Source organism: Streptomyces sp. NPDC058646 (genome assembly GCF_042716875.1).
In the GTDB taxonomy this organism is placed as follows: Bacteria; Actinomycetota; Actinomycetes; order Streptomycetales; family Streptomycetaceae; genus Streptomyces.
The window spans coordinates 60,013-84,670 of record NZ_JBHXRK010000002.1 but is presented as its reverse complement, the minus strand read 5'-3'; the positions used below and the strand labels follow the sequence as shown (position 1 = coordinate 84,670).

Genomic DNA, 24,658 nt, shown 5'->3' with positions numbered 1-24,658 from the left:
CACGCACAATACAGCTGTGTTCGGTGAGTACTCGGTCAACAACAATCAGGCAGGATCCACGGGCGGGGAGGCTGGACCAGGCTCCGGCGCCCTGCCGGGAAACCTGCCGCCGGAATCGGCGAGCTTCGTCGGCCGGGAGAAGGAACTCGGCTTACTCCACCACCTGTTGGACGAACGGAGGCTGGTCACCCTCACCGGGGTGGGCGGTGTGGGGAAGTCTCGCCTCGCCCTGCGCGCGGTCACCGGCGCCCGCCGGGCGCGGCCCGACGGCGTCTGGTGGGTGGAGCTGTCGCCGCTGCGCGACCCCGCCCTGCTCACCACCACCGTCGCCCATGCCGTGGGGCTCGCCGACCACTCCTCGCGCCCCCTCGACGAGGAGCTGTGCGCCTGGATGGCCGACAAGGAGCTGCTCCTCGTCCTGGACACCTGCGAGCACCTGGTGGCCGAATGCCGCCACCTCGTGGGCGAACTCCTGCAGTCCGCGCCCGGGTTGACGGTGGTGGTCACCTCCCGCGAGCCGCTCGGCTCCCCCCGCGAGACCCTCTTCGAGGTCTGCCCGCTGCCCTGCGAGGGCCCTGAGAGCGACGCCCTCGCCCTCTTCCGGGCGCGCGCGCTCGCGGCGACCGACGAGGCCGCGGCCGTCTTCGAGGACCCCGTACGGTCCGCCGTCGCGGTCGAGGTGTGCCGTCGCCTCGACGGGATCCCGCTCGCCCTGGAACTCGCCGGCGCCCGGCTGCGGTTGTGGACGCTGGAACAGGTGGCCGAACGGCTCGGCAGCCGCTCGGAGATGCTGTCCGACACCCGGACCGCCCTGCTGCCGCGGCACCGGACGATGCGGACCACGATCGGCTGGAGCCACGAGCTGTGCGAGCCGGTGGAACGGCTGCTGTGGGCACGCCTGTCGGTGTTCACGGGTGACTTCGACGTCGCCGCGGCCCGCGCCGTGTGCTCGGGCGGTCCGCTGCCCGCCTCGCGGGTGGAGCGGGTCCTCGCGGGCCTGGTCGCCAAATCGGTGGTCCGGTGCACCGAGGAGCGCGGCGCCGGGGCCCGCTACCGGATGCTCGACACGATCCGCGAGTACGGCCACGACTGGCTGGAGGAGCTAGGCGAGGTCCGCATCACCGCCGACCGGCACGCCCACTGGTACGCGGCGCTCTCCCAGGCCGCCGACCGGGGCTGGCTGGGACCGGGGCAGGTGGACTGGTATCGCAGGACGACCGCCGAGCACGCGCAGCTGCGTACGGCCCTGGAGCACCTGCTGGGCTCCGACCCGGCGGCCGCGGTGGAGATGGCCGGGGCCCTGTGGTTCTACTGGTTCGCCTGCGGGCACGTCCACGAGGGCCGGAACTTCCTCGAACGGGCGCTGCGGGCCGCCCCGCACCGGGGGGCCGCGTACACCCAGGCCCTGTGGGCCCTCGGGCTGACGACCCTGCTCCAGGGCGACCTGTCGACCTCCCGCGAGCTCGGCCTGGACTGCACCCGGGAGGCGGCCCGGCTGGCGGACCCGGAGCGGGAGCTGCGGGCGGCCCACCTGCACGCGGTGGCGGTGCTCATGCCCGGGGACCCCGTACGGGCCCTCGAACTGGCCGGTCCGCGGGCCCGGGCGGGCCACGGCGGCCGGACCACCGGACCCGGCTGGCTGCTGTGCCGGCTGGCCACCGGGTACGCCCTGTGCGACCTGGGGCGCTACGAGGAGGCGGCCGAGGAGGCCCGGGCCCTGCGGGACGCCTGCGCGGAGCTGGGCGAGCGCTGGCTGCGGGCGTACGCGGACTACATCCTGGCGGTGGCGGCGCTGGGCCTGGGCCACCACGGGGAGGCCGCCCGTCACGTACGGGCGATGCTGTCCGGGAAACGGCTGCTCGGCGACCGCTTCGGCATCGCCCTGGGCCTGGACCTGCTGGCGGCCGCGGTGGCGGCGCTGGGCGACGGGGAGCTGGCGGCACGCCTGCTCGGCACCGGGCACGCCTGGTGGCGCACGGTGGGCAGGCCGCAGATGGGTTCGCCGTCGCTGACGGCCCTGCGGGACCAGGGCGAGCGGCAGGCGCGGGCGGCGATCGGGGACGCGGCCTTCGAGGCGGCGTTCCGGGGCGGCACGGCCGCGTCCACCGGCTGAGCGGCAGCCGGTGGACCCGGTAACTCCTGGACTCCCGTCAGTACGGGAGGGGTCTGCCCGACGGGGTGCGCAGGTCCAGGTCTCGGGGGGCGGGTTTCGGAACGGGCTTGCGGATCAGCTGCTGGCGCATGCTGCCTCCTCGCTCAGACCAGGGCCGGGCGGCGGGGTTCCACCGCGCGGCCGTCGGGGAGCAGTTCACCGGTGTCGTCGAACACCACGGCGCCGTTGCAGAGCAGGCTCCAGCCCTGTTCGGGGTGGAAGGCCACCGTGCGGGCGGCATCGTGGTCGGCGCTGTCCGCCGTAGGGCAGGGGGGCTGGTGGGAGCACATGGCGCACCTCCTCGCAGAGTGGGGCGGGAGGGCCGGTGGTCACCCGGTCGAATCCGCGATCCACGGTGGCGGTGAGTATTGCTGATCGCCACCCCTGGACGGAACCCATATTCGTGGTTCAGTTCACGGTGTGTATGCCCGATTACGATGCGCTCATGCCCGTTATCCGGATCGTTCACCGCACCCTTTTCCCGCCGGCCGAGGCGTGGCAGCGGCTGACGGACTGGGGACGGCACGGCGCACAGGTCCCCCTCACCCGGACCATCGTCGGGACGGCGCCGCCGACCCGGGTCGGGACGGTCTTCACCGCCCGCACGGGCGTGGGCAGGATCACGTTCGACGACCCGATGGAGGTCGTCGTCTGGCAGCCTCCGGCGGCGGACGGAACGCCGGGGCTGGTCCGGCTGGAGAAGCGCGGCCGGGTGGTGACGGGCTGGGCTGAGATCGGGGTCCGGCCGGTGCCGGGCGGGGGCAGCGAGGTCCACTGGGACGAGTCCCTGCGGGTACGCCCCCTCCCCCGCCTCCTCGACCCCCTGGTCACGGCGGCCGGCCGGCTGCTGTTCGGCCGCGCCCTGCGCCGCCTCCTGCGCCCCTGAGCGCCGCCCGGGGGCGGCCGGCGCGGGTCCCGCTCCGGTCCTGCGTCGCGGCGGGCCACGGCCCGGGTGGGGGTCCGGGCCGTGACGGGCCGCGAGGGGCCGGGACGCAGGGCCGGACGCGCTCCTAGCGGATCGGCATGTCGGAGATCGTCCGCGCGATCACCAGCCGCTGGATCTCGCTCGTCCCCTCGAAGATGGTGTAGATGGCGCTGTCCCGGTGCATGCGCTCGACCGGGTACTCCCGGGTGAAGCCGTTGCCGCCGAGGATCTGGACCGCCTGCGCGGTGACCTTCTTGCACATCTCGCTCGCGAAGAGCTTCGACATCGAGCCCTCGGCCGAGGTGAAGGGCCGCCCCGCGACCGCCATCCAGGACGCCCGCCACACCAGCAGCCGCGCGGCGTCGATCCGGGTCCGCATGTCGGCGAGCTGGAAGGCCACGCCCTGGTTGTCGATGATCGGGCGGCCGAACTGGGTGCGGGTCTTCGCGTAGTCGAGGGCCACCTCGTACGCGGCGCGCGCGGTGCCCACCGCCATGGCGCCCACAGCCGGCCGGGAGGCCTCGAAGGTGGCCATGGCCGCGTTCTTCACGCGTTCGCCGGCGCCGCCGCTGCGCGCCCGCTCGTGGGCCCGTGCGAGCCGCTCGTCCAGCTTCTCCTTGCCGCCGAGCAGGCAGGAGCCGGGGACCCGTACGTCCTCCAGCACCACCTCGGCGGTGTGCGAGGCCCGGATGCCGTGCTTCTTGAACTTCTGCCCCTGCGTCAGGCCCGGCGTGCCCGGCGGCACGATGAAGGAGGCGTGGCCCTTCGTCCCCAGCTCCGGGTCGACGACGGCCACGACGATGTGGACGTTGGCGATGCCGCCGTTCGTCGCCCAGGTCTTGGTGCCGTTGAGCACCCACTCGTCCTTGGCCCGGTCGTAGACGGCGCGGGTGCGCATCGAGCCCACGTCGGAGCCCGCGTCCGGCTCGGAGGAGCAGAAGGCGGCGACCTTCACGTCGTCCGGGGTGCCGTACATCTGCGGGATCCAGGTGCCGATCTGCTCCTCGGTGCCGTTGGCGACGACACCGATGGCCGCGAGTCCGGTGCCGACGATGGACAGCGCGATGCCCGCGTCGCCCCAGAACAGCTCCTCCATCGCCATCGGGATGCCGAGGCCGGTGGGGTCGAAGAACTGCTGGGCGTAGAAGTCCAGCGAGTAGATGCCGACTTTCGCCGCCTCCTGGATGACGGGCCAGGGAGTCTCTTCGCGCTCGTCCCATTCCGCGGCCGCGGGGCGGATCACGTCGGCGGCGAAGCCGTGGATCCAGTCCCGCACCTGCTTCTGGTCCTCGTTGAGCTCCATGGTGAACTCCGCCATGTCCCCTCCAGCTGTCTGTGCTCGTCCACGTGCATGTTACTACCGGTAACCCGCGCGATGACCACAGTCTGTTACCGGCGAGTAAGCCCTGTCAAGCAGGGCCGGAACCGCCCGGGAGGCGGTTGCCGGTTCGATCGCCAGGGTGTGCGGGGTGTTACGTTGCGTGGGCGTCACGCACATCGCAAGGGCGGGGAGAGAAACACGTCATGGAGACCACGCAGCAGGCCGGCGAGCCGGGATCGGCCGAACGCCGGCGGCGGGAACTGCTCGAAGCGGCCGACCGGGTCGTGCTCAGGGACGGCCCCAAGGCCTCCATGAACGCCATCGCCGCGGAGGCGGGCATCACCAAGCCCATCCTCTACCGGCACTTCGGTGACAAGGCGGGCCTCTACCAGGCGCTCGCCGTGCGGCACACCGACGCCCTGCTCGACTCCCTGCGCGCCGCACTCGACGCCCCGGCCGAGCGCCGCAAGCGGGTGGAGTCGACGCTGGAGACGTACCTCGCCGCCATCGAGGCCCGCCCGCAGGTCTACCGCTTCCTGATGCACCCGGCCGAGGACCCGCAGGCCGCCGAGCGCGGTTTCGACGTGGGCCGGCACACGGCGCCGCTGCTGCGCCGGCTCGGCGAGGAGCTGGCCCAGGTGATCGGCGAGCGGGTGGACCTCGGCCCGGGCGGCGAACGGCTCGCGCGCGTCTGGGGCCACGGCATCGTCGGCATGATGCACGCCGCGGGCGACTGGTGGCTCGGCGAACGCCCGTGCGCCCGCGAGGAGCTGGTCGCCGCCCTCACCGACCTCCTGTGGGGCCGCCTCGCCACGGCCGGCAACCGCGCCGACGGCCCCGGCTTCTGACCCACCCGGCTCGGGCTCGGGCTCGGGCTCGGGCCCTGGCTCCGGCTCCGGCTCCGGCTCCGGCTCCGGCTCCGGCTCCGGCTCCGGCTCCGGCTCCGGCTGGGCATCTTCCGCCCCCGCGCGGGCACTTGCCGGCCCCGCGGGGCCCCTTCCCCTCCTCGCCGAGCACACCTCCGGCCCCGCCGGCGCTCGAGGCGCGGGGTCTGGGGCGGCGGCCGCTGATCCGGGGCGCGCCCCGACGAGGCGAGGTCGGGCGGACCCCCCGAAGGCCGCGGAGCCGAAGGCACTGAGGACGTTCCGGGCGGCCGGAAGTGCCCGCCGCGGCGCGAGGCCGTCAGGCGTGGGCGGCGGCTGCGCCCCAGGGGGTCTTGCGGATGGCTCGCCGCAGGCGACGCGCGCGGAGTCCCGTGACCCGGTCCGCGTAGACCGTCCCCTCGAGGTGGTCGCACTCGTGCTGCAGGCAGCGGGCGAAGAAGCCCGTACCCGGGATCCGTACGGCCGCCCCGTCCGAGGTGACCCCCTCGACGACCGCGTGGTCGAAACGGGCGGTCCCCGCCTCCAGGCCCGGCAGCGAGAGGCATCCCTCGGGCCCGAGGAACTCGTCCCCGTCGGCCGTCACCAGGCGGGGGTTGACGACGTGCCCGACGTGCCGGACGTCCTCGTCGTCGGGGCAGTCGTAGACGAACACCCGCTGCCCGACCCCGATCTGGTTCGCGGCGAGGCCGACGCCCTGGTGGGCGTACATCGTCGCGAACATGTCCTCGATGAGCCGGTCGAGGGCCGGTCCGAACTCGGTGACCTCCGCGCAGGCGGAGTGGAGCACCGGATCGCCCAGCAGGCTCATGGTGCGGACGATGCCGGAGGTACCGGGGATGGGGCGCTGTCGCATGGCGGTAAGGGTACGACGGGCGAATATATGAGGAGATCTACGGCGGCCCGGGGGCGCCGCGGTCAAGGCCCCGGCAGGTACTGGATAGGCTGGGGCCGACCGACGCAAGGAGGACAAGGGACGATGGCAGGCAACACGGAGCCGCTTTCGCCGCGGGCCAAGCTGGCCGTGACGGCGGGCAAGGCCGCGGCGGCGGTGTCGCGGGCCGCGGGACGCGGAAGCGGATCGGTGATCGGTGGCAAGGTCGCACTCAGGCTCGACCCCGATCTCCTCGGAGCGCTGGCGCAGCATCTCGATGTCGTCCTCGTCTCCGCGACGAACGGCAAGACCACGACGACCCGGCTGATCGCGGAGGCCCTGCGGGCCAGCGGTCCGGTCGTCTCCAACGCCCTCGGCGCGAACATGCCGGCCGGCATCACCTCGGCGCTGGCGGGCGGCTCGGACGCCAAGTACGGCGTCATCGAGGTCGACGAGAAGTACCTGGCCGGAGTGGCCCGGGACGTCACCCCGAAGGTGATCGCCCTGCTGAACCTCTCGCGCGACCAGCTGGACCGCGCCGCCGAGACCCGCATGCTCGCCGAGAAGTGGCGCGAGGGCCTCCAGGGCTCCAAGGCCGTGATCGTTGCGAACTGCGACGACCCGCTGATCGTCTGGTCCGCCTCCTCCTCGCAGAACGTGGTGTGGGTCGCGGCCGGCCAGGAGTGGAAGGACGACGCCTGGTCGTGCCCCTCCTGCGGTGGCGTCATGCAGCGCCCCGGCGACGACTGGTTCTGCGGCGAGTGCGGCTTCCGCCGCCCCACCCCCAGCTGGGTGCTCTCCGGTGACCACGTACTGGACCCGCACGGCAGCGCCTGGCCGATCCACCTCCAGCTGCCCGGCCGCGCCAACAAGGCGAACGCGGCCACGTCGGCCGCCGTGGCAGCCGTCTTCGGCGTGCCGCCGCAGGTGGCGCTGGAGCGGATGTACCAGGTGCAGGCCGTGGCCGGCCGCTACGACGTGGTGAACTTCCAGGGCCGCGAGCTGCGGCTGCTGCTCGCGAAGAACCCGGCGGGCTGGCTGGAGACGTTCTCGCTGATCGACCCGCCGCCGACCCCGGTGATCCTCTCGGTGAACGCGCGCGGCGCCGACGGCACCGACACCTCCTGGCTGTGGGACGTGGACTACCCGCGCCTCGCGGGCCACCCGATCTTCGTGATCGGTGACCGCAAGCTGGACCTGGCGGTCCGCCTGGAGGTCGCGGGCCTGGACTTCCGGGTGTGCGAGACCCTCGACGAGGCCGTGCAGCTGGCGCCGCCCGGACAGATCGAGCTGATCGCCAACTACACCGCCTTCCAGGACGTGCGCCGCCGCGTCGGCAACTAGACCCGTCAGAAACGCAGAGGACAAGAGCATGAGCGACAACAGCCTGCGTCTGGTGTGGGTCTACCCCGACCTGCTCAGCACGTACGGAGACCAGGGCAACGCCCTCGTGGTGGAGCGCCGGGCGCGTCAGCGCGGCCTGGACGTGCAGCGCGTGGACGTGCGCAGCGACCAGCCGATCCCGACCTCGGGCGACATCTACCTGATCGGCGGCGGTGAGGACCGGCCGCAGCGGCTGGCCGCGGAGCGGCTGCTGCGTGACGGCGGTCTGGAGCGGGCGGTCTCGAACGGGGCGATCGTCTTCTCCGTCTGCGCCGGCTACCAGATCCTCGGCAACGAGTTCGTCAACGACATGGGCGAGCGCCAGCAGGGCCTCGGTCTGCTGGACGTCGTCACCGTGCGCGGCGAGGGCGAGCGGTGCGTCGGCGACGTCCTCGCGGACATCGACCCGCGCCTGGGCCTGCCGCAGCTGACGGGCTTCGAGAACCACCAGGGCGTCACCCACCTCGGCCCGACGGCCCGGCCGTTCGCCCGGGTGAGCATGGGCCGCGGCAACGGCACCGGCGACGGCACCGAAGGCGCGTACAACGACACGGTGTTCGGCACCTACATGCACGGCCCCGTGATGGCGCGCAACCCGCACATCGCGGACCTGCTGCTGAAGCTGGCGCTCGACGTGAACGCGCTGCCGGCCATAGACGACCGGTGGTACGAGGCGCTCCGCGCCGAGCGCATCGCGGCGGCGACGCAGCCCGCCTAGCGCCGCGCGGGCCGCTCATCGGGGCGGCCCCGGCACCATATGTTCGGCCCGGATTCCCTTGGGGGGACCGGGCCGACGTGGTTTCCCACGAGGTGCGCGACCAGGATGTGGAGGATGGTTCAGTCCACCGCTCCGGCGCTTGTAGGGTGACGGTAGTTCCCACCGGACGACGTGGTCCGGTCCTCGGCCCACGTTGCAAAGGTCTCTTCCTGCCATGCGCATTGGTGTGCTCACTTCCGGTGGCGACTGCCCCGGCCTGAATGCCGTCATCCGTTCCGTCGTGCACCGCGCCGTCGTCGACCACGGCGACGAAGTGATCGGTTTCCACGACGGCTGGAAGGGTCTTCTGGAGGCGGACTACCGCAAGCTCGACCTCGATGCCGTCGCCGGCATCCTGGCCCGGGGCGGCACCATCCTCGGCTCCTCCCGGGTCCAGCCCGCACACCTGCGCGACGGCGTCGAGCGCGCCCGCGGCCACGTCGCCGACCTCGGCCTCGACGCGATCATCCCGATCGGCGGCGAGGGCACCCTGAAGGCCGCGAACCTGCTCTCGCAGGCGGGTCTGCCGATCGTCGGGGTCCCCAAGACCATCGACAACGACATCGCGTCCACCGACGTGACCTTCGGCTTCGACACCGCCGTCGGGGTGGCAACCGAGGCCCTGGACCGGCTGAAGACCACCGCCGAGTCCCACCAGCGCGTCATGGTCGTGGAGGTCATGGGCCGGCACACCGGCTGGATCGCCCTGCACTCGGGCATGGCGGCCGGCGCGCACGCGATCGTCGTCCCGGAGCGCCCCTTCGACATCGACGCGCTGACGACGATCGTCGGCGAGCGCTTCTCCGCGGGCAAGCGGTTCGCGATCGTCGTGGTCGCCGAGGGCGCCAAGCCCGCCCGGGGCTCCTCGATGGCCCTGGAGGAGCGCGGCACCGACATGTACGGGCACGAGCGCTTCGCGGGGATCGGCAACCGGCTCGCGGTGGAGCTGGAGCACCGCCTGGGCAAGGAGGCGCGCCCCGTCATCCTGGGCCACGTCCAGCGCGGCGGCACGCCCACCGCCTACGACCGGGTCCTGGCCACCCGCTTCGGCTGGCACGCGGTGGAAGCCGCGCACCGGGGCGAATTCGGCATGCTGACCGCGCTGCGCGGCACGGACATCGTGATGGTGCCGCTCGCCGAGGCCGTGGAGACCCTCAAGACGGTTCCGGCCGAGCGCTACGACGAGGCCCAGACCGTTCTGTGACCGGTATGCCCTTTACGGCCGCCCCCGCGCGCAGGAGCGTCCGGGGGCGGCACTACTGTGGTGGGGCGCCACAGTCAAGGGAGTGAACAGATGGACCACAACGGGCACGGCATGGACATGCACATGGACCTGCCGCCCTTCACGCTCGGGCGTGGTCTGGAGTTCTCCTTCGACGCCTTCTTCCTCTTCGGCTCGCTGCTGGGGCTCGCCCTGTACGGATGGGGCGTGCTGCGGCTGCGCCGGCGCGGGGACACCTGGTCCCTGGGCCGGACCGTCGCCTTCACCCTCGGCGTGCTGAGCGTCATCCTCGTCATGTGCACCAAGCTGAACGACTACGGCATGGTCATGTTCAGCGTCCACATGGTCCAGCACATGGTGATCAGCATGATCACCCCGATCCTGCTGCTGCTCGGCGCGCCGATGACGCTCGCGCTGCGCGCCCTGCCACCCGCCGCGCGCGGCACCAAGGGGCCGCGCGAGCTGCTCCTGATGCTGCTGCACAGCCGGTACATGCGGATCGTCACGCACCCGGCCTTCACGATCCCGATGTTCATCGCCAGCCTGTACGCCCTGTACTTCACCCCGCTCTTCGACTTCCTGATGGAGAGCCGGACGGGCCACATCGCGATGATGGTGCACTTCCTCGCCGTCGGCCTGATCTTCTTCTGGCCGATCATGGGCATCGACCCGGGACCGCACCGGCCGGGGTACGTGATGCGCATGCTGGAGCTGTTCGCGGGGATGCCCTTCCACGCCTTCTTCGGCATCGCGCTCATGATGGCGAGCGAGCCGATGATCAAGACGTACGCGAACCCGCCCGCCTCCCTCGGGATCGATCCGCTGCTCGACCAGCAGTGGGGCGGCGGCATCGCGTGGGCCTTCAGCGAGATCCCGTCGGTGCTCGTGCTGATCGCGCTGGTCTACCAGTGGTACCACTCCGAGCAGCGTGCCGCGAAGCGTTCCGACCGGGCCGCGGACCGCGACGGCGACCGGGAGCTGGAGGCGTACAACGCATATCTCGCCTCGCTCCAAGCGCGTGGCCAGTAGCGGATTGCGGCTCCGGCGCGCGACCATGGGGCATGACCGGATCTGTTAAGGCGATGGCTGTCATGACCTTCGCCGCCCTGGTGGCCGTCGCCGCGTATTCCGTGGTCCTCGGCAGCAACGGCTGGCTGTGGTTCGGCTGGGTCGTGCTGGGGCTGCTGACCGCCGCGATGGCCGCCTCCCGCAGCGTGTGATCAGGACAGGGTGCGATCAAGGCGGTCCCCGAACTGCCGGAGCGGGACTGACTGTCCGTACGATGGCCGTGACAACGGGACATCGACGGGAGCGGCCTGGTGTTCTACCACTTGCTCAAGCACGTGTTGCTCGGTCCACTTCTGAGGCTGCTGTTCCGCCCGCGGATCGAGGGGCTGGAGAACATCCCGGCGGAGGGGGCCGCGATCATCGCGGGCAACCACCTGTCGTTCTCCGACCACTTCCTGATGCCCGCGATCCTCAAGCGGCGGATCACCTTCCTCGCGAAGGCCGAGTACTTCACCGGCCCCGGGATCAAGGGGCGGCTCACCGCCTCGTTCTTCCGCAGCGCCGGCCAGATCCCCGTGGACCGCTCGGGCAAGGACGCCGGGCAGGCGGCCCTGCGGGAGGGGCTCGGGGTGCTGGCCAAGGACGAGCTGCTGGGCATCTACCCGGAGGGCACCCGGTCGCACGACGGACGGCTCTACAAGGGCAAGGTGGGGGTGGCCGCGATGGCGCTGGGCGCCGGGGTGCGCGTCGTGCCGTGCGCGATGGTCGGCACCTTCGAGATCCAGCCGCCCGGTAAGAAGATCCCCAAGATCCGGCGGGTGACGATCCGCTTCGGCGAGCCGATGGACTTCTCCCGGTACGAGGGGCTGGAGGGCGAGCGGACCGTCCTGCGGGCCGTCACCGACGAGATCATGTACGCGATCCTCGGGCTGTCCGGCCAGGAGTACGTCGACCGGTACGCGGCCGAGGTCAAGGCCGAGGAGGAGGCCGAGCGGAAGAAGGCCCGGCGCACCGCGCGCTGAGCCTCCTCCCGCCCGTGGCCCCGGGGATCAGCGCACGGCGGGGAGTTCCTCGTGCGCCGGGAGGGCCGGGGTCCGGGGCCGGGCCGCCTGGCCGGTGGCGTTCGCCGCGGCCGGGGCGGGGGCGACGGGCTCGGCGTGCGGATCGCACGTCACATCGGCGGCATCGACCCTGCCGGTCAGCAGGTAGGCGTCCACCCTCGTGTTGACGCAGGGGTTCACCAGGCTCGTGACCCCGTGCGAACCCGCGTTCCGCTCGGTGATCAGGCGCGAGCCGGCCAGCCGGCGGTGGAGCGAGACGGCGCCCTTGTACGGCGTGGCCGCGTCCCGCTCGGACTGGACGATCAGCACCGGCGGCAATCCGCGCCCGGCACGGACCTCGATCGGGGTGCTCTGCTTGGACCTCCAGGTCGCGCAGGGCAGGTTCATCCAGGCGTTCGACCAGGTCAGGAACGGGTACTTGGCGTGCAGCGCGGTGTTGTCGCGGTCCCACTGCGCCCAGCTGGTGGGCCACTTCGCGTCGGCGCACTCGACCGCGGTGTACACGGCGTTGCTGTTCTCGGCCGCCGCGTTGCCCTTGAGGTCGGACATGTCCGGGGCGATCGCGTCGACCAGGGCCTGGGTGTCGCCGGCGAGGTACTTGCTCCAGGTCTGGGCGACGGGCACCCAGGAGGAGTCGTAGTACGGGGCGCCCTGGAAGAAGCCGATCAGCTCGGCCGGGCCGACGACCCCGCCGATCGGGTTCGCCTTGGCCGTGGCGCGCAGTTCCTGGTACCTGGCCTCGACCTGGGCGCGGGTGGCGCCGATGTGGAAGACCGCGTCGTTCTCGGCGACCCAGTCCTGCCAGTCGTTCCAGCGGGTCTGGAAGGCGACGTCCTGGCCGAGGTTGGCCTCGTACCAGATGTTGTCCTGGTCCGGGTCGACCACGCTGTCGACGACCATGCGGCGCACGTGGGCCGGGAACAGGGTCGCGTAGACCCCGCCGATGTAGGTGCCGTAGGAGACGCCGAGGAAGTTCAGCTTCCGCTCGCCGAGGGCCGCCCGGATGACGTCCAGGTCCCGCGCGGTGTTCGGGGTGGTCATGTGCGGCAGCATCTCGCCGCTGCGCTCCTTGCAGCCGTCCGCGTACTCGGCGGCGAGCTTGCGCTGGGCACGCTTGTCGGCCTCGCCGGACGGGACGGGGTCGGCCTTGGGGGCCTTCACGAACTCCTGCGGGTCGATGCAGGAGATCGGCGCCGAATGGCCGACCCCGCGGGGGTCGAAGCCCACGAAGTCGTAGGCCTTCGCGGTGTTCGCCCACAGCGGGCTCTGCGTGGTGACCCGGCGCGGGAAGCGCATGCCGGAGCCGCCGGGGCCGCCCGGGTTGTAGACGAGCGCGCCCTGCCGCTCCTGCCGGGTGCCGGTGCTGCCGATCCGGTCGACGGCGAGGTCGATGGTGCGGCCGAAGGGCTTGCGGTAGTCGAGCGGGACCTTCACCCAGCCGCACTGGATGGGCTTCTCCAGGCCCCAGTCGGCGGGGCAGTCCTTCCAGTCGATCCCGGTGCGCGCGGCCCGGGCGGCGGCGATCTGCACGCCGGCCGCCTCGGCGGCCCCGTCGTCCCGGCCGGCCGTGGCCGCTCCGGCGGGCGGTGCGAGCAGCAGGCTCGCCGCGAGTGCCCCGGTGATGAGGGTGGCGGCGCTCCCCAGCGCCGCGGTGCGTATCACGTGGTGGTTCCCCCTGCGTCAAGTGCCGCCGTGGGCGGCCTGGTTCGGTCGGTCCGGTCATCGGGGTGCAAGGGGATCCTTGTCGCTCACCCGTGCCGGGCGACAGTCCTCGGCCGTGTTCTTTGCCAACCGATAACCGGGAGGCGGGCACCGCTGAGCGGTACCCGCTGCGCGCCGGGATGCCCGGTACGGGTCACCAGCCGTAGGTGCGCAGGGCGGTGTCGAGCAGCTCGCGCAGCCTCAGGGCGTCCGGGGCCAGGGCCGTCACCAGCACGGCGGGCCCGGCGAGCGGGGTCACCGCGGCGAACTCCCCCAGCAGCCGGGCCGCGGGCGGGGCTGCGGCGAAGGCCGGGTCCACGACGAGGAGCTGGCCGAGCGCCCGGTGGCCCGCCAGTCCCGCCGGGCCGTCCCAGCCGCCGGGCGCGCCGGGGCCGCAGGCGAGCTCCTGGTCGAGCAGCGGTCGGCCGCCGAGGGCGACGGTGAGCCGGCTGCGCAGCAGGCCGGGGGCCTCCCCCGTACGCCCCAGCACCTGCTCCTCGCGCAGGAGCAGCCGTGCGGTGGGGGCCAGTTCGGTCCGCGTGTGCACCGTCAGGTCACTGCCGCGCACGGAGACCAGGGGCTCGGGCAGCCACCGCACGGAGGCCCCGTCCTCCAGGGCGAGCCGTACGTCGTACCGTGCGGGTTCGCCGCCCCGGCCGGGCAGCGCCAGGGTCGCCGCCGCCGACGCGAGCGCCAGGCGGGCCCCGGGACCGGCGGTGGCCTCGACGGTGAGGTGGTCGCCGCCGAGCGGGGCGCTCATCGCGCCGACCAGCATGACCCCGGCCTCGCCGCCGCGGTCGCGGGTGCGGCGCAGCGCGAGCGGCCCCTCCCCGGCCAGCAGGGGCAGGGCGGTGGCGCCGCGCCCGTCCGCCACGGCACGGATCCGGGCGGTGGCCGTCAGCCCGGCCGCGGTCCGGGCACGAGCGGTGACGCCCGGCGCGGGCAGGACCGGGGTGGGCACCGCCGACGCGGTCCGGCCTGCACCGGACCGGACCGCCAGGGGCAACTCCGGCTCGGCCGGGGCCGCCGAGAACCGCGCCGCGGCGGCCGGCACCGGATCGGACAGGACCGTCCCAGGCAACTCCGCCACCGGCGCGGGCCCGGCCGGCGCGGACGCGGGCGGCGCAGACGCGGGCGGCGCAGACGCGGGCGGCGTGCTGGTCACCGGGTGGCCCAGGTGGCGATGCGTTCGCGGACCCAGGCGGCCACCGGGGCCACGCCGTCCGGGCCGCGCAGCGACTGGAAGGCGACGGGCAGTGCGCCGCGCTGCTCGGCGGCGTCGCGGGCCATCCGGGCGAGGTCGGATCCGACGTGGGGGGCGAGGTCGGTCTTGTTGACGACGAGGAGGTCGGAGGTGGTGACGCCGGGGCCGCCCTTGCGCGGGATGTCGTCGCCGCCGGCCACGTCGATGACGAAGATCTGGGCGTCGGCCAGCCCGCGGGAGAAGGTGGCGGTGAGGTTGTCCCCGCCGGACTCGACGAGGATCAGGTCGAGCGGGCCGCTCTCCCGGAAGGCCTCCTCCAGTTCCTCGACGGCCTCCAGGTTGGCGGAGATGTCGTCGCGGATGGCGGTGTGCGGACAGGCCCCGGTCTCGACGGCGGTGATCCGCTCGGGCGGCAGCACGGCCTCGCGGAGCAGGAACTCGGCGTCCTCCCGCGTGTAGATGTCGTTCGTGACGACGGCCATGGAGAACTCGGCGCGCAGGGCCCGGCAGAGCGCGGCGACGGTGGCTGTCTTGCCGGAGCCCACGGGCCCGCCGAGTCCGATGCGCAGCGCGCGGCGCGAGCCGTCGGCCCGCAGCGGTGCGGCGCCGTGGGTGTGCCGCTGGGGGTAGGTCACGGCGTGGTCGAGGTGCATGGGGGATCTCCTTGAGATGGTCGGGGGCCGGGCGGCGCGGTTCAGGAGGCGAAGAGGCGTACCGCCCAGTCGGCATGGGCCTGCGCCGCGATCTCCAGCAGCGGCGAGGAGGCCGCGGGCAGAGCGTCCGGGCCCTCCGAGCGGGCGCGCAACGCGGCCCGCTCCGCCCGGGCGGCCACGGCGTCGAGTTCGGGGGCGAGGCGGGCCAGGACCCCGCTCGCCTCGAAGGGGTCGAGGCCCAGCAGCCGGACGGTCGCGGTCGCGGGCCCGCCGACGGCCTCGTACGCCGCCACGTGGGCGGCCTCGCGCGGCCCGAGCCCGGCCGCCCGGGCGGTGACGCCGAGCACCACCGGCTGATGGGCCCCGCGCGGGAAGGCGGCTGCCAGGGCCTCCAGCGCCGGGTCCGGCCAGGTGGCCCGGGCCGCCCGCAGCAGCTGGCGGCCCAGGCGCCGCGCCGCCGTGCGCAGCGCGGGCGAGGGGGTGCGGGCGTCGGCGGCGGAGTCGAGCCGGGCGGGGTCGAGCCCGAGGGCCGCCGCGGCGGCGAGCCCGGCGGCGGTGAGGCCCGCGGTGTGCAGACGGCCCCGGCAGAACTCCTCCAGGGTGGCGGCGTCGTGGATCCGGCCCGCCTTGCAGGCCGCCTCGGCCCCGCCGGAGTGCGCGTGGCCCCCGGCGGGGAAGCGGCCGTCGGCGAGGACGAGCAGCGCGGCGAGGCTCATCGCGTGCGGCCCCTCATCAGAAGAGGAAGTATCTCTGTGCCATGGGCAGTTCGCTCGCGGGCGCCGGTTCCACGGCTTCTCCGTCGATGCGGACGGTGAAGGTGTCGGCGTCGACCTCCACCTTCGGCATCGCGTCGTTGCAGCGCATGTCCGCCTTGCTCACCTTGCGGGTGCTCTCGATGGCCACGAACCGCTTGCCGAGGCCGAGCCGTTCGGGCAGTCCGTCGTCGAGGGCGGCCTGCGCGGTGAAGTTGAGCGAATTGAGTCCTGGCGCCCGCCCGTGGGCGCCGAACATCGGACGGGGCAGCACCGGCTGGGGGGTGGGGATGGAGGCATTGCCATCGCCCATCTGCGCGTAGGCGATCTGCCCGCCCTTGATGACCAGGGCGGGTTTCACCCCGAAGAAGGCGGGGTCCCACAGGACCAGGTCGGCGAGTTTGCCGGTTTCCACCGAGCCGATCTCGCGGGCGAGTCCCTGGGCCACGGCCGGGTTGATCGTGTACTTGGCGACGTAGCGGCGGGCGCGGTGGTTGTCGGCGGGCCCGTCTCCGGGCAGGAAGCCGCGCCGTTTCTTCATCACGTGGGCGGTCTGCCAGGTGCGCAGGACGACCTCGCCGACCCGGCCCATGGCCTGCGAGTCGGAGGAGATGATGGAGATCGCCCCGAGGTCGTGCAGGACGTCTTCGGCGGCGATGGTCGAGGGCCGGATGCGGGATTCGGCGAAGGCGAGGTCCTCGGGGACGGCGGGGTTGAGGTGGTGGCAGACCATCAGCATGTCGAGGTGTTCCTCGACGGTGTTGACGGTGTGCGGCCGGGTCGGGTTGGTGGAACTGGGCAGGACGTTGGGCTCGGACACCACGGTGATGATGTCGGGTGCGTGCCCGCCGCCGGCCCCTTCGGTGTGGTACGAGTGGATGGTGCGCCCGCCGATGGCCTTGAGGGTGTCCCCGACGAATCCGGCCTCGTTGAGCGTGTCGGTGTGGATGGCGACCTGGACGCCGGTCTCCTCGCAGACGCCCAGGCAGGCGTCGATGACGGCGGGGGTGGCCCCCCAGTCCTCGTGGATCTTGAAGCCGAGGGCTCCGCCGCGCAGTTGGGAGTGCATGCCCTCCCGGGACATGGTGTTGCCCTTGCCGAGCAGGCCGATGTTGACGGGGTAGGCCTCCAGCGCGGCGAACATCCGGGCCAGGTGCCAGGGGCCCGGGGTGACAGTGGTGGCCTTGGTGCCCTCGGCGGGACCGGTGCCGCCGCCGACCAGGGTGGTGATCCCGGAGGCCAGGGCCTCGTCGATGACCGTCGGGGAGATGAAGTGCACGTGGGCGTCGACGGCTCCCGCGGTGACGATCTTCCCGTTGCCGGCGATGATCTCCGTCTCCGGACCGATGACCAGGGCGGGGTCGACGCCGTCCATGGTGTCGGGGTTGCCGGCCTTGCCGATGCCGCAGATCCGGCCGTCGCGGATGCCGAGGTCGGCCTTGACGACGCCCCAGTGGTCGAGGACCACGACGCCGGTGATCACGGTGTCGGCGGCGCCCTCGGCGCGGGTGGTGCGGGCCTGGCCCATGGACTCGCGGATGACCTTGCCGCCGCCGAAGACGGCCTCGTCGCCGGACCGGCCGGGTCCGCCGCTGCGGTCCTCCTCGATCTCGACGAACAGGTCGGTGTCGGCCAGCCGGATCCGGTCACCGGCCGTCGGCCCGAACAGGTCGGCGTACTCCTGGCGCGAGATCTCAGCCATCGAGCGCCCCTCCGGTCTCCCCGCGCAGTCCCGGTACGGTGCGCCGTCCGCCCAGCGGTACGAGTTCCACCGCGACGGGGATGCCCGGCTCGAAGCGGACGGCCGTTCCGGCGGCGACGTTGAGCCGGAGCCCGTGGGCGGCGGGGCGGTCGAAGTCGAGGCCCGGGTTGGCTTCGGCGAAGTGGTAGTGGGAGCCGACCTGGACGGGACGGTCGGCGGAGTTGAGGACCACGATGCGGGTGACGGTCCGGCCCTCGTTGAAGGGCACCGGCCCGTCCCCGTAGGCGATTTCGCCGGGGATCATGCGGGTACTCCCCTTCAGACGATCGGATCGTGGACGGTGACGAGTTTGGTGCCGTCCGGGAAGGTCGCCTCGACCTGGACGTCGTGGATCATCTCGGGAATCCCCTCCATCACCTCCTCGCGGCGCAGGACGGTGCGACCGGAGGCCATCAGCTCGGCCACCGTGCGGCCGTCGCGGGCGCCTTCGAGGAGGTGCGAGGTGATCAGGGCGACGGCTTCGGGGTGGTTGAGGCGCACTCCGCGGGCCCTGCGCCTCTCCGCCACGTCCGCGGCCACGTGGATGAGCAGTCTCTCCTGCTCGTGCGGTGTCAGGTGCACTCGTATTCACCAAGCTTCCGGGACAAGATCGACATCGCGCCGGGGCGACCCTACTGGCCGTCAACGCCCAGTTGACCTGCGCATATCCGAGCCAAGCGGGTCTTGCCCAACGCGGTGAAAGGCTTTCCGTCCCGACCACCGCAGCTTTACCGGATCATGGGCGATCATTGGCGGAGGAACGTGGCCGCCACGCTAAGGGCCCCGCTTTTCCGTTGGGTTAACCCACGTTTCGGGAAGACACTCGGTTCAGCGGCAGGACCGCGCAGGCCCCGTTCCGTATACGGCCGTCAGGGCACTCCGGGCGGCCGTCAGGCGCCTGACCGAGGAGATCCGTGTTCCTGAACCCCGTCCGTCACATCACCTTCGACGCGCTCGATCCTTACGCGGTCGCCCGCTTCTGGTCCGCCGTGACCGGCTTCCCGATCCACCCGGACGACGAGGAGGGCGACGACGAGATCCTCCTGGAGCCGCAGCCGGCCAGGCCCGGCGTGCCGGGCCTGCTCTTCATCCGCGTCCCCGACGCCAAGTCCGTCAAGAACCGGGTCCACCTGGACATCCAGCCGCCCACCGGCACCCGGGACGAGACGGTGGACCGGCTGCTCGGGCTCGGCGCGAAGCTCGTCGACGACCGGCGCGCGCCGGACGGCGTGATGGGCTGGGTGGTCCTGGCCGACCCCGAGGGCAACGAACTGTGCATCGAGCGCAGCGCGGTCGAGCGCGGACTCGTCTGAGACCCGTCCCCCGATGGGTCGCGCCCTGGCTCAGCAGCCGGTGACGGCGGTCCCCGCCGGGGCTCCGACGGTCCAGGGAAGGGCGATCCACACCGTCTTGCCGCCATCCTCGGTGGGGGTGACCGACAGCCGGCCGCCCGCTTCCGCGGTGAGCCACCGGATGATGACCATTCCCCGGCCGTTGTCCTGCTGCACGGCGGCCGGCAGGCGCTTGGGCCAGCGCGGGTGGCTGTCGGTCACCCCGACGCGGAGCCATTCCCCGCGCTCCAGCCGGATGTCGACGGTGAAGGTGGGTGACTGGCCGAAGGTGTGCTGGACCGCGTTGGTGGCGAGCTCCGAGACGATCAGCCGGACGCTGTCCGCGGTCTCGGCCTCATCGGGCAGTCCCCATTCGCTCAGCACCTCCGCGACGTAGCGGCGGGCGGCGGCGACCGAGGCCGGACCGCTCGGCAGAGTGACGGATGCTTCCTGGTGATCTGCCATGGCGACGGTCCCTTTCCCACCGGGGCGGAGCCGCCCCGGATCTGTGCTGGACGCCAGAGTGCCACCCATCATGCCGCCGTTTCTCCCGTTCCCCCAAGATATGCATATATCTGTCCCCCAATGCGGTGAACTCTGCTACGGAAGAGCGTATTTGACCCTCAGACTGGTGCGAGCTGTGCCGGTGGAAGGAGGCGGGTGTGCAGCACGGTCCCGCAGTGCGCCGACGCAAGCTCGGCGAGGAACTGCGTGCCCTGCGCGACCGGTCCGGACTCACCAGTGGTGAGGCGGCCCGGATCGTGGGGTGGCACCAGTCGAAGATCAGCCGCATCGAGACGGGGCGCAGCGGCGTCAAGCCGGAGGACATCCGGCTGCTCCTGGACGCGTACGGGGAGGTCGTGAGCGCCCAGCAACGAGCCCTCCTGGAGGCCCTGTCGGCCTCGGCCGCGGGCCCCGGCGCGGACGGCGACACCGGTCGGGGCCGGCAGTGGTGGCACGACTACCGCGGGCTGCTGCCCCAGGAGTACCGGGACTTCATCAGCCTGGAGGCGGGCGCCCGGTCGGCCCGTACGGTGGAGCTGTCGGTCGTCCCGGGGCTGCTGCAGACCCCCGGCTACGCGCGGGCCGTGACGCGGGCCGCGCTGGGCGGGCTCCCCGAGCCGAAGGTCGACGCCCTGGTCGAGGTGCGGCTGGCGCGGCAGGCGGTGCTGCGGGCGGACCCCCCGCTGGAGCTGAGCGCGGTGCTGGACGAGGCGGTGCTGCGCCGGCAGATCGGGGGGCCGGGGGTGATGAAGGAGCAGCTGCGGCACCTGGTGGAGGTGGGACGGCTGCCCCAAGTGCGCCTGCAGGTCCTCCCGTTCAGCGTGGGGGGACATCTCGGCCTCACCGGACCGTTCGTCATCTTCTCATTTCCGAACATCGCCGATCTGGATGTGGTGGTACTCGACCATTTGACGAGTAGCCTCTATCTGGAGCGGAAGGAAGACCTAGAGGCTTACAGCGCCGCGTTCCGCACCATCCAGGCGCACGCCCTCCCGCCCCAGGACTCGTCGGATCTCATCAGCTCACTCGCTGACGACGCGTAAGGAGGCACCCCCGTGTCCGCAACCCCCTTATCCACCAGCGGACTTCTGAACAGCGCGCGGTGGCGGCGGAGCAGCCGCAGCACCGGTATGAACAACTGCGTGGAGGCGGCCGCCCTCGGCAGCGGTCTGCTCGCCGTCCGGGACTCCAAGCGGACGGACGGCCCGGCCGTGCTCTTCACCGGGCCGGCCTGGACCGGCTTCCTGGCCTCGGTCCGGGCGGACCGGCACCCGTAGCCCCCGCCTACCGGTCCGTGGCTCCGGCGGGCGCGGTCCCCAGGATCGTCCCGACGGCCCGGTCGATCTCCTCCCCCGTGAGGTCCGCCCGGGCGGTCAGCCGCAGCCGGGAGATGCCGTCCGGCACCGACGGCGGGCGGAAGCAGCCCACGGACAGACCTGCCTCGCGGCAGTCGGCGGCCCAGCGCAGTGCCGCCGAAGCCGACGGGGCCCGAACCGACACCACGGCCGCGTCCGGCCGGGCCGCGGTCAGGCCGGACGCGGTGAGCCGCCCGTACAGCTCGGCGGCCACCTCCCGGGCCCTGCGTGCCCGTTCCGGTTCCTGCTGGAGCAGCCGCAGGCTCGCCAGCGCCGCACCCGCGGCGGCGGGCGCGAGCCCGGTGTCGAAGATGAAGGTCCGGGCCGTGTTGACCAGGTGCCGGATCACCTTGGCCGGGCCGAGCACCGCGCCGCCCTGGCTGCCCAGCGACTTCGAGAGGGTCAGCGTGGCGACCACCCCCGGCGCGCCCGCGAGCCCCGCCGCGTGCAGCGCGCCCCGGCCGCCCTCGCCCAGTACGCCCAGCCCGTGCGCGTCGTCCACGACCAGGGCCGCGCCCTCCTCCCGGCAGGCGGCCGCGTACGCCGCGAGCGGGGCGGCGTCCCCGTCGACGGAGAAGACCGAGTCGCTGACCAGCAACGCCCTGCCCTCGTGCGCGGCGAGCGTCTTGCGGGCGGTCTCCGGGTCGGAGTGCGGGACCACCGCGGTCTCGGCGCGCGAAAGGCGGCAGCCGTCGACGATCGAGGCGTGGTTCCCGGCGTCGGAGACGACCAGGGTGCCCCGGTCGCTGAGCGCGGTCACGGCCGCGAGGTTGGCCGCGTAGCCGGAGGAGAGGACCAGCGCCGCCTCGAAACCGCAGAAGGCGGCGAGCTCCCGTTCGAGTTCGGCGTGAAGCTCGGTCGTGCCCGTGACCAGCCGCGATCCAGTGGCTCCGGCTCCCCAGCGCTCGGCCGCCTCGCGTGCGCCGCGGACGGTCCCGGGGTGCCTGGACAGGCCGAGGTAGTCGTTGCTCGCGAGGTCCAGGAGCGGGGAGGAGGCGGGGCGCGGGCGCAGCGTCCGAACCAGTCCGGCCTGCTCACGGACCCGTTCGGCGTCATCAATCCAGGCGAAGACGTCCACGGGCTCGGGGCTGTGCTGGGGCATCGGCGCGTCCTCGGTTTTTGTCGGCAGTCCACAGACCTGCCCGACCTTAACCGGCGGGACCTACGCGTCAGGTGTGGCGATACACACACTCGGTTCCGGCCATGTTGTTCATTCTCTCCTTGGCCGGGAGTGGTCGCGTGGTCCAGGATCGGCGTCATGGATCTGCTGAACACCTTGGTTGACAAGGGGCTGCGGCGTGAGCTGCCGACCCGCGAAGAGGCACTTGCCGTACTGGCGACCTCCGACGACGAACTGCTCGACGTGGTGGCCGCGGCCGGCAAGGTGCGCCGGCAGTGGTTCGGGCGCCGGGTCAAGCTGAACTACCTGGTCAACCTGAAGTCGGGCCTCTGCCCGGAGGACTGCTCGTACTGCTCCCAGCGTCTGGGCTCCAAGGCCGAGATCCTCAAGTACACCTGGCTGAAGCCGGAAGAGGCCTCGCAGGCAGCGGCGGCCGGTGTCGCGGGCGGGGCCAAGCGGGTCTGCCTGGTGGCGAGCGGCCGCGGTCCGACGGACCGGGACGTGGACCGCGTCGGCAAGACCATCGCGGCGATCAAGGAGCAGAACGAGGGCGTCGAGGTCTGCGCCTGCCTCGGCCTGCTCTCCGACGGCCAGGCGGAGCGGCTGCGCGACGCGGGCGCCGACGCGTACAACCACAACCTCAACACGTCCGAGGCGACGTACGGCCAGATCACCAAGACCCACACCTACGCGGACCGGGTCGACACGGTGCAGAAGGCGCACGCCGCGGGCCTGTCCGCCTGCTCCGGCCTGATCGCGGGCATGGGCGAGAGCGACGAGGACCTGGTCGACGTCGTCTACTCGCTGCGCGACCTCGACCCGGACTCGGTGCCCGTCAACTTCCTGATCCCCTTCGAGGGCACCCCGCTCGCCAAGGAGTGGAACCTCACCCCGCAGCGCGCCCTGCGGATCCTGGCGATGGTGCGCTTCGTCTGCCCCGACGTGGAGGTCCGGCTCGCGGGCGGGCGCGAGGTGCACCTGCGCACGATGCAGCCGCTGGCCCTGCACCTGGTCAACTCGATCTTCCTGGGCGACTACCTCACCAGTGAGGGACAGGCCGGGCAGGCCGACCTCGACATGATCGCGGACGCCGGTTTCGAGGTGGAGGGCGCCGGTACGACGACCCTTCCCGCGCACCGCGCCGACGCCGTGGAGGCTGCTGCGGCCGGAGGCTGCGGCTCGCACAGCGGCGGCGCCTCGCTCTGCGGCTCCGGGGCGTCCTCGGGGGCGGCCGACGAGGCGGGCTGCGGCTCGGCGTGCGGCGGCTGCTCCGGGCACGCGCCCGCCGCGCAGGAGGCGGCGCCGGTGGGGGCGCAGGCCGGTGCGGGCGAGGTGCGCTCCGACCTGGTGGCGGTGCGCCGACGCGGCGCGGGAACGGACCTCGCCCCCAATGCCTGACCCGCACCACACGCAGGATCCGCTGCCGGTCGAGGAGCTGCTGGCCCTGGACCGGCAGCACGTCTGGCACCCGTACGGTCCGATGCCGGGGCGGCAGGAGCCGCTGGTCGTCTCCTCCGCCTCGGGTGTCCGGCTGCGGCTGGCCGCCCCGGCGCAGGGGCAGGACGAGCTGGTCGACGGCATGTCCTCCTGGTGGTCGGCGGTCCACGGCTACAACCACCCGGTGCTGAACGAGGCCGTGACCGGCCAGCTGGGCCGGATGTCGCACGTGATGTTCGGCGGGCTCACCCACGAGCCCGCCGTCCGGCTGGCCGCGAAGCTGGTGGAGATCACCCCGGGCGGCCTGGAGCACGTCTTCCTCGCCGACTCGGGCTCGGTCTCCGTCGAGGTCGCGGTCAAGATGTGCCTGCAGTACTGGCGTTCGCTCGGGCGGACGGGCAAGACCCGGCTGCTGACCTGGCGCGGCGGCTACCACGGCGACACCTGGCAGCCGATGGCCGTCTGCGATCCCGAGGGCGGGATGCACGAGCTGTGGCAGGGCCACCTGCCCCGGCAGGTCTTCGCTGACGCGCCGCCCGGCGGCTTCGACACGCCCGTCGACCCGGCGTACGCCGCCCACCTGCGCTCGCTGGTCGCCGCGCACGCGGACGAGCTGGCCGCCGTCATCGTGGAACCGGTGGTCCAGGGCGCGGGCGGGATGCGCTTCCACAACCCGGGATACCTGCGGGTGCTGCGCGAACTCTGCGACGAGTACGGGGTCCTGCTGATCCTGGACGAGATCGCCACGGGCTTCGGCCGTACGGGCGCGCTCTTCGCCTCCGACCACGCCGGGATCACCCCGGACGTGATGTGCCTGGGCAAGTCGCTGACGGGCGGTTACGTGACGCTCGCCGCGACCCTGTGCACCGAGCGGGTCGCACAGGGGATCTCGCAGGGCGAGGTCCCGGTGCTGGCCCACGGGCCGACCTTCATGGGCAACCCGCTGGCCACCGCCGTGGCCCTGGCCTCCATCGACCTGCTGCTGGGCCAGGACTGGGCCCAGGAGATCAAGCGGATCGAGGCGGGCCTGCGCGAGGGCCTGGCGGCGGCGTCGGGCCTGCCCGGGGTCCGGGACGTCCGCGTGCTGGGGGCCATCGGCGTGGTCCAGCTCGACCACGAGGCCGACGTGGCTGCCGCCACCCGGGCGGCGGTCCGGGAAGGGGTGTGGCTGCGCCCCTTCCGGGACCTGATCTACACCATGCCGCCGTTCGTCACCGGCGACGCCGACGTCGCCCGCATCTGCCGGGCCGTGTGCGCGGCCGCGCAGGAGGGCTGA

26 protein-coding genes are annotated in these 24,658 nt (G+C 72.9%); 14 read left to right on the top strand and 12 right to left on the bottom strand.

The features are described from left to right. Positions 1 to 16 precede the first annotated feature (16 nt). Positions 17 to 2,113 (top strand): ATP-binding protein, encoded by a 2,097-nt coding sequence (locus ACFWUZ_RS03915; protein ID WP_384366582.1) that lies wholly within the window; start codon positions 17 to 19, stop codon positions 2,111 to 2,113. 143 nt (positions 2,114 to 2,256) lie between these two features. On the opposite strand, the gene ACFWUZ_RS03910 is transcribed toward ACFWUZ_RS03915, so the two are convergent. Then, positions 2,257 to 2,442 (bottom strand): DUF5999 family protein, encoded by a 186-nt coding sequence (locus tag ACFWUZ_RS03910; protein ID WP_031142052.1) that lies wholly within the window; start codon positions 2,440 to 2,442, stop codon positions 2,257 to 2,259. A 155-nt stretch (positions 2,443 to 2,597) separates the two neighbouring features. Here ACFWUZ_RS03910 and ACFWUZ_RS03905 point away from each other — a divergent pair, with 155 nt between their 5' ends. After that, positions 2,598 to 3,038 carry an SRPBCC family protein gene (locus tag ACFWUZ_RS03905; protein WP_384366579.1) on the top strand — a complete coding sequence of 147 codons (441 nt, stop codon included), beginning with the start codon at positions 2,598 to 2,600 and terminating at the stop codon, positions 3,036 to 3,038. Positions 3,039 to 3,162: 124 nt separating this feature from the next. Here the strand turns inward: ACFWUZ_RS03905 and ACFWUZ_RS03900 are convergent, their stop codons facing one another. After that, the gene (locus ACFWUZ_RS03900; protein ID WP_384366576.1) at positions 3,163 to 4,395 is read right to left on the bottom strand and encodes an acyl-CoA dehydrogenase family protein; all 1,233 of its coding nucleotides are present in this window, start codon (positions 4,393 to 4,395) and stop codon (positions 3,163 to 3,165) included. A gap of 206 nt (positions 4,396 to 4,601) precedes the next feature. Between ACFWUZ_RS03900 and ACFWUZ_RS03895 the strand changes: the two genes are divergently transcribed. After that, positions 4,602 to 5,246 (top strand): TetR family transcriptional regulator, encoded by a 645-nt coding sequence (locus tag ACFWUZ_RS03895; protein WP_384366573.1) that lies wholly within the window; start codon positions 4,602 to 4,604, stop codon positions 5,244 to 5,246. Between the two features lie 334 nt (positions 5,247 to 5,580). Here ACFWUZ_RS03895 and def read toward each other — a convergent pair whose 3' ends face one another. Then, complete coding sequence (gene def, locus ACFWUZ_RS03890; RefSeq protein ID WP_384366570.1) at positions 5,581 to 6,135, bottom strand: peptide deformylase; 555 nt, start codon at positions 6,133 to 6,135, stop codon at positions 5,581 to 5,583. Positions 6,136 to 6,258: 123 nt separating this feature from the next. Between def and ACFWUZ_RS03885 the strand changes: the two genes are divergently transcribed. The 6 genes from ACFWUZ_RS03885 to ACFWUZ_RS03860 all read left to right on the top strand — a co-directional run bounded on the left by ACFWUZ_RS03885 (position 6,259) and on the right by ACFWUZ_RS03860 (position 11,545). After that, the gene (locus ACFWUZ_RS03885; protein WP_053790204.1) at positions 6,259 to 7,497 is read left to right on the top strand and encodes a MurT ligase domain-containing protein; all 1,239 of its coding nucleotides are present in this window, start codon (positions 6,259 to 6,261) and stop codon (positions 7,495 to 7,497) included. 28 nt (positions 7,498 to 7,525) lie between these two features. After that, a complete protein-coding gene (locus ACFWUZ_RS03880) occupies positions 7,526 to 8,254 on the top strand; it encodes a glutamine amidotransferase (protein WP_362062256.1) in 729 nt (242 codons plus the stop codon). 214 nt (positions 8,255 to 8,468) lie between these two features. After that, positions 8,469 to 9,497: a 6-phosphofructokinase gene (locus ACFWUZ_RS03875; RefSeq protein ID WP_384366566.1), complete on the top strand. Its 1,029-nt coding sequence runs from the start codon at positions 8,469 to 8,471 to the stop codon at positions 9,495 to 9,497. A 90-nt stretch (positions 9,498 to 9,587) separates the two neighbouring features. Then, the gene (locus tag ACFWUZ_RS03870; RefSeq protein WP_384366563.1) at positions 9,588 to 10,544 is read left to right on the top strand and encodes a cytochrome c oxidase assembly protein; all 957 of its coding nucleotides are present in this window, start codon (positions 9,588 to 9,590) and stop codon (positions 10,542 to 10,544) included. A gap of 32 nt (positions 10,545 to 10,576) precedes the next feature. Then, positions 10,577 to 10,735: a hypothetical protein gene (locus ACFWUZ_RS03865; protein WP_384366560.1), complete on the top strand. Its 159-nt coding sequence runs from the start codon at positions 10,577 to 10,579 to the stop codon at positions 10,733 to 10,735. 99 nt (positions 10,736 to 10,834) lie between these two features. Next, entirely contained in the window at positions 10,835 to 11,545 is a 711-nt protein-coding gene (locus tag ACFWUZ_RS03860; RefSeq protein WP_384366557.1) for a lysophospholipid acyltransferase family protein, read from the top strand. Positions 11,546 to 11,572: 27 nt separating this feature from the next. On the opposite strand, the gene ACFWUZ_RS03855 is transcribed toward ACFWUZ_RS03860, so the two are convergent. The 7 genes from ACFWUZ_RS03855 to ACFWUZ_RS03825 form a co-directional block, all read right to left on the bottom strand. Continuing rightward, entirely contained in the window at positions 11,573 to 13,246 is a 1,674-nt protein-coding gene (locus ACFWUZ_RS03855) for an alpha/beta hydrolase (RefSeq protein WP_384366554.1), read from the bottom strand. A gap of 193 nt (positions 13,247 to 13,439) precedes the next feature. Beyond that, positions 13,440 to 14,231: an urease accessory protein UreD gene (locus ACFWUZ_RS03850; RefSeq protein ID WP_384367247.1), complete on the bottom strand. Its 792-nt coding sequence runs from the start codon at positions 14,229 to 14,231 to the stop codon at positions 13,440 to 13,442. Between the two features lie 215 nt (positions 14,232 to 14,446). After that, positions 14,447 to 15,142: an urease accessory protein UreG gene (gene ureG, locus ACFWUZ_RS03845; RefSeq protein WP_384366551.1), complete on the bottom strand. Its 696-nt coding sequence runs from the start codon at positions 15,140 to 15,142 to the stop codon at positions 14,447 to 14,449. 41 nt (positions 15,143 to 15,183) lie between these two features. Beyond that, positions 15,184 to 15,858 (bottom strand): urease accessory protein UreF, encoded by a 675-nt coding sequence (locus ACFWUZ_RS03840; protein ID WP_384366548.1) that lies wholly within the window; start codon positions 15,856 to 15,858, stop codon positions 15,184 to 15,186. A 16-nt stretch (positions 15,859 to 15,874) separates the two neighbouring features. After that, positions 15,875 to 17,596, bottom strand: coding sequence for an urease subunit alpha (locus ACFWUZ_RS03835; protein ID WP_384366545.1), 1,722 nt, complete (start codon positions 17,594 to 17,596; stop codon positions 15,875 to 15,877). Continuing rightward, positions 17,589 to 17,900, bottom strand: coding sequence for an urease subunit beta (locus ACFWUZ_RS03830; protein WP_384366542.1), 312 nt, complete (start codon positions 17,898 to 17,900; stop codon positions 17,589 to 17,591). The genes ACFWUZ_RS03835 and ACFWUZ_RS03830 overlap by 8 nt, the downstream gene beginning before the upstream one ends. A gap of 14 nt (positions 17,901 to 17,914) precedes the next feature. Beyond that, complete coding sequence (locus ACFWUZ_RS03825; protein ID WP_384366539.1) at positions 17,915 to 18,217, bottom strand: urease subunit gamma; 303 nt, start codon at positions 18,215 to 18,217, stop codon at positions 17,915 to 17,917. A 332-nt stretch (positions 18,218 to 18,549) separates the two neighbouring features. Here ACFWUZ_RS03825 and ACFWUZ_RS03820 point away from each other — a divergent pair, with 332 nt between their 5' ends. After that, positions 18,550 to 18,948, top strand: coding sequence for a VOC family protein (locus ACFWUZ_RS03820; RefSeq protein ID WP_384366536.1), 399 nt, complete (start codon positions 18,550 to 18,552; stop codon positions 18,946 to 18,948). 30 nt (positions 18,949 to 18,978) lie between these two features. On the opposite strand, the gene ACFWUZ_RS03815 is transcribed toward ACFWUZ_RS03820, so the two are convergent. Continuing rightward, positions 18,979 to 19,431, bottom strand: coding sequence for an ATP-binding protein (locus ACFWUZ_RS03815; RefSeq protein ID WP_384366533.1), 453 nt, complete (start codon positions 19,429 to 19,431; stop codon positions 18,979 to 18,981). A gap of 197 nt (positions 19,432 to 19,628) precedes the next feature. Here ACFWUZ_RS03815 and ACFWUZ_RS03810 point away from each other — a divergent pair, with 197 nt between their 5' ends. Beyond that, positions 19,629 to 20,513 (top strand): helix-turn-helix domain-containing protein, encoded by an 885-nt coding sequence (locus ACFWUZ_RS03810; RefSeq protein WP_384366530.1) that lies wholly within the window; start codon positions 19,629 to 19,631, stop codon positions 20,511 to 20,513. 12 nt (positions 20,514 to 20,525) lie between these two features. Then, on the top strand, positions 20,526 to 20,747 hold the full coding sequence (locus tag ACFWUZ_RS03805) for a DUF397 domain-containing protein (RefSeq protein WP_384366527.1): 222 nt from the start codon (positions 20,526 to 20,528) through the stop codon (positions 20,745 to 20,747). Positions 20,748 to 20,754: 7 nt separating this feature from the next. Here ACFWUZ_RS03805 and ACFWUZ_RS03800 read toward each other — a convergent pair whose 3' ends face one another. Then, positions 20,755 to 21,927, bottom strand: coding sequence for an 8-amino-7-oxononanoate synthase (locus ACFWUZ_RS03800; protein WP_384366524.1), 1,173 nt, complete (start codon positions 21,925 to 21,927; stop codon positions 20,755 to 20,757). A gap of 156 nt (positions 21,928 to 22,083) precedes the next feature. Here ACFWUZ_RS03800 and bioB point away from each other — a divergent pair, with 156 nt between their 5' ends. Together bioB and ACFWUZ_RS03790 are read left to right on the top strand one after the other, a co-directional pair. After that, complete coding sequence (gene bioB, locus ACFWUZ_RS03795; RefSeq protein WP_384366521.1) at positions 22,084 to 23,343, top strand: biotin synthase BioB; 1,260 nt, start codon at positions 22,084 to 22,086, stop codon at positions 23,341 to 23,343. After that, positions 23,336 to 24,658 carry an adenosylmethionine--8-amino-7-oxononanoate transaminase gene (locus ACFWUZ_RS03790; RefSeq protein WP_384366517.1) on the top strand — a complete coding sequence of 441 codons (1,323 nt, stop codon included), beginning with the start codon at positions 23,336 to 23,338 and terminating at the stop codon, positions 24,656 to 24,658. The genes bioB and ACFWUZ_RS03790 overlap by 8 nt, the downstream gene beginning before the upstream one ends.

Bases quoted from the DNA above. Each gene is read 5' to 3' on its own strand.
- ACFWUZ_RS03910 (WP_031142052.1), bottom strand. From the start codon at position 2,442: ATGTGCTCCCACCAGCCCCCCTGCCCTACGGCGGACAGCGCCGACCAC.
- ACFWUZ_RS03905 (WP_384366579.1), top strand. From the start codon at position 2,598: ATGCCCGTTATCCGGATCGTTCACCGCACCCTTTTCCCGCCGGCCGAG.
- ACFWUZ_RS03900 (WP_384366576.1), bottom strand. From the start codon at position 4,395: ATGGCGGAGTTCACCATGGAGCTCAACGAGGACCAGAAGCAGGTGCGG.
- ACFWUZ_RS03895 (WP_384366573.1), top strand. From the start codon at position 4,602: ATGGAGACCACGCAGCAGGCCGGCGAGCCGGGATCGGCCGAACGCCGG.
- def (WP_384366570.1), bottom strand. From the start codon at position 6,135: ATGCGACAGCGCCCCATCCCCGGTACCTCCGGCATCGTCCGCACCATG.
- ACFWUZ_RS03885 (WP_053790204.1), top strand. From the start codon at position 6,259: ATGGCAGGCAACACGGAGCCGCTTTCGCCGCGGGCCAAGCTGGCCGTG.
- ACFWUZ_RS03880 (WP_362062256.1), top strand. From the start codon at position 7,526: ATGAGCGACAACAGCCTGCGTCTGGTGTGGGTCTACCCCGACCTGCTC.
- ACFWUZ_RS03875 (WP_384366566.1), top strand. From the start codon at position 8,469: ATGCGCATTGGTGTGCTCACTTCCGGTGGCGACTGCCCCGGCCTGAAT.
- ACFWUZ_RS03870 (WP_384366563.1), top strand. From the start codon at position 9,588: ATGGACCACAACGGGCACGGCATGGACATGCACATGGACCTGCCGCCC.
- ACFWUZ_RS03865 (WP_384366560.1), top strand. From the start codon at position 10,577: ATGACCGGATCTGTTAAGGCGATGGCTGTCATGACCTTCGCCGCCCTG.
- ureG (WP_384366551.1), bottom strand. From the start codon at position 15,142: ATGCACCTCGACCACGCCGTGACCTACCCCCAGCGGCACACCCACGGC.
- ACFWUZ_RS03840 (WP_384366548.1), bottom strand. From the start codon at position 15,858: ATGAGCCTCGCCGCGCTGCTCGTCCTCGCCGACGGCCGCTTCCCCGCC.
- ACFWUZ_RS03835 (WP_384366545.1), bottom strand. From the start codon at position 17,596: ATGGCTGAGATCTCGCGCCAGGAGTACGCCGACCTGTTCGGGCCGACG.
- ACFWUZ_RS03830 (WP_384366542.1), bottom strand. From the start codon at position 17,900: ATGATCCCCGGCGAAATCGCCTACGGGGACGGGCCGGTGCCCTTCAAC.
- ACFWUZ_RS03815 (WP_384366533.1), bottom strand. From the start codon at position 19,431: ATGGCAGATCACCAGGAAGCATCCGTCACTCTGCCGAGCGGTCCGGCC.
- ACFWUZ_RS03800 (WP_384366524.1), bottom strand. From the start codon at position 21,927: ATGCCCCAGCACAGCCCCGAGCCCGTGGACGTCTTCGCCTGGATTGAT.
- bioB (WP_384366521.1), top strand. From the start codon at position 22,084: ATGGATCTGCTGAACACCTTGGTTGACAAGGGGCTGCGGCGTGAGCTG.
- ACFWUZ_RS03790 (WP_384366517.1), top strand. From the start codon at position 23,336: ATGCCTGACCCGCACCACACGCAGGATCCGCTGCCGGTCGAGGAGCTG.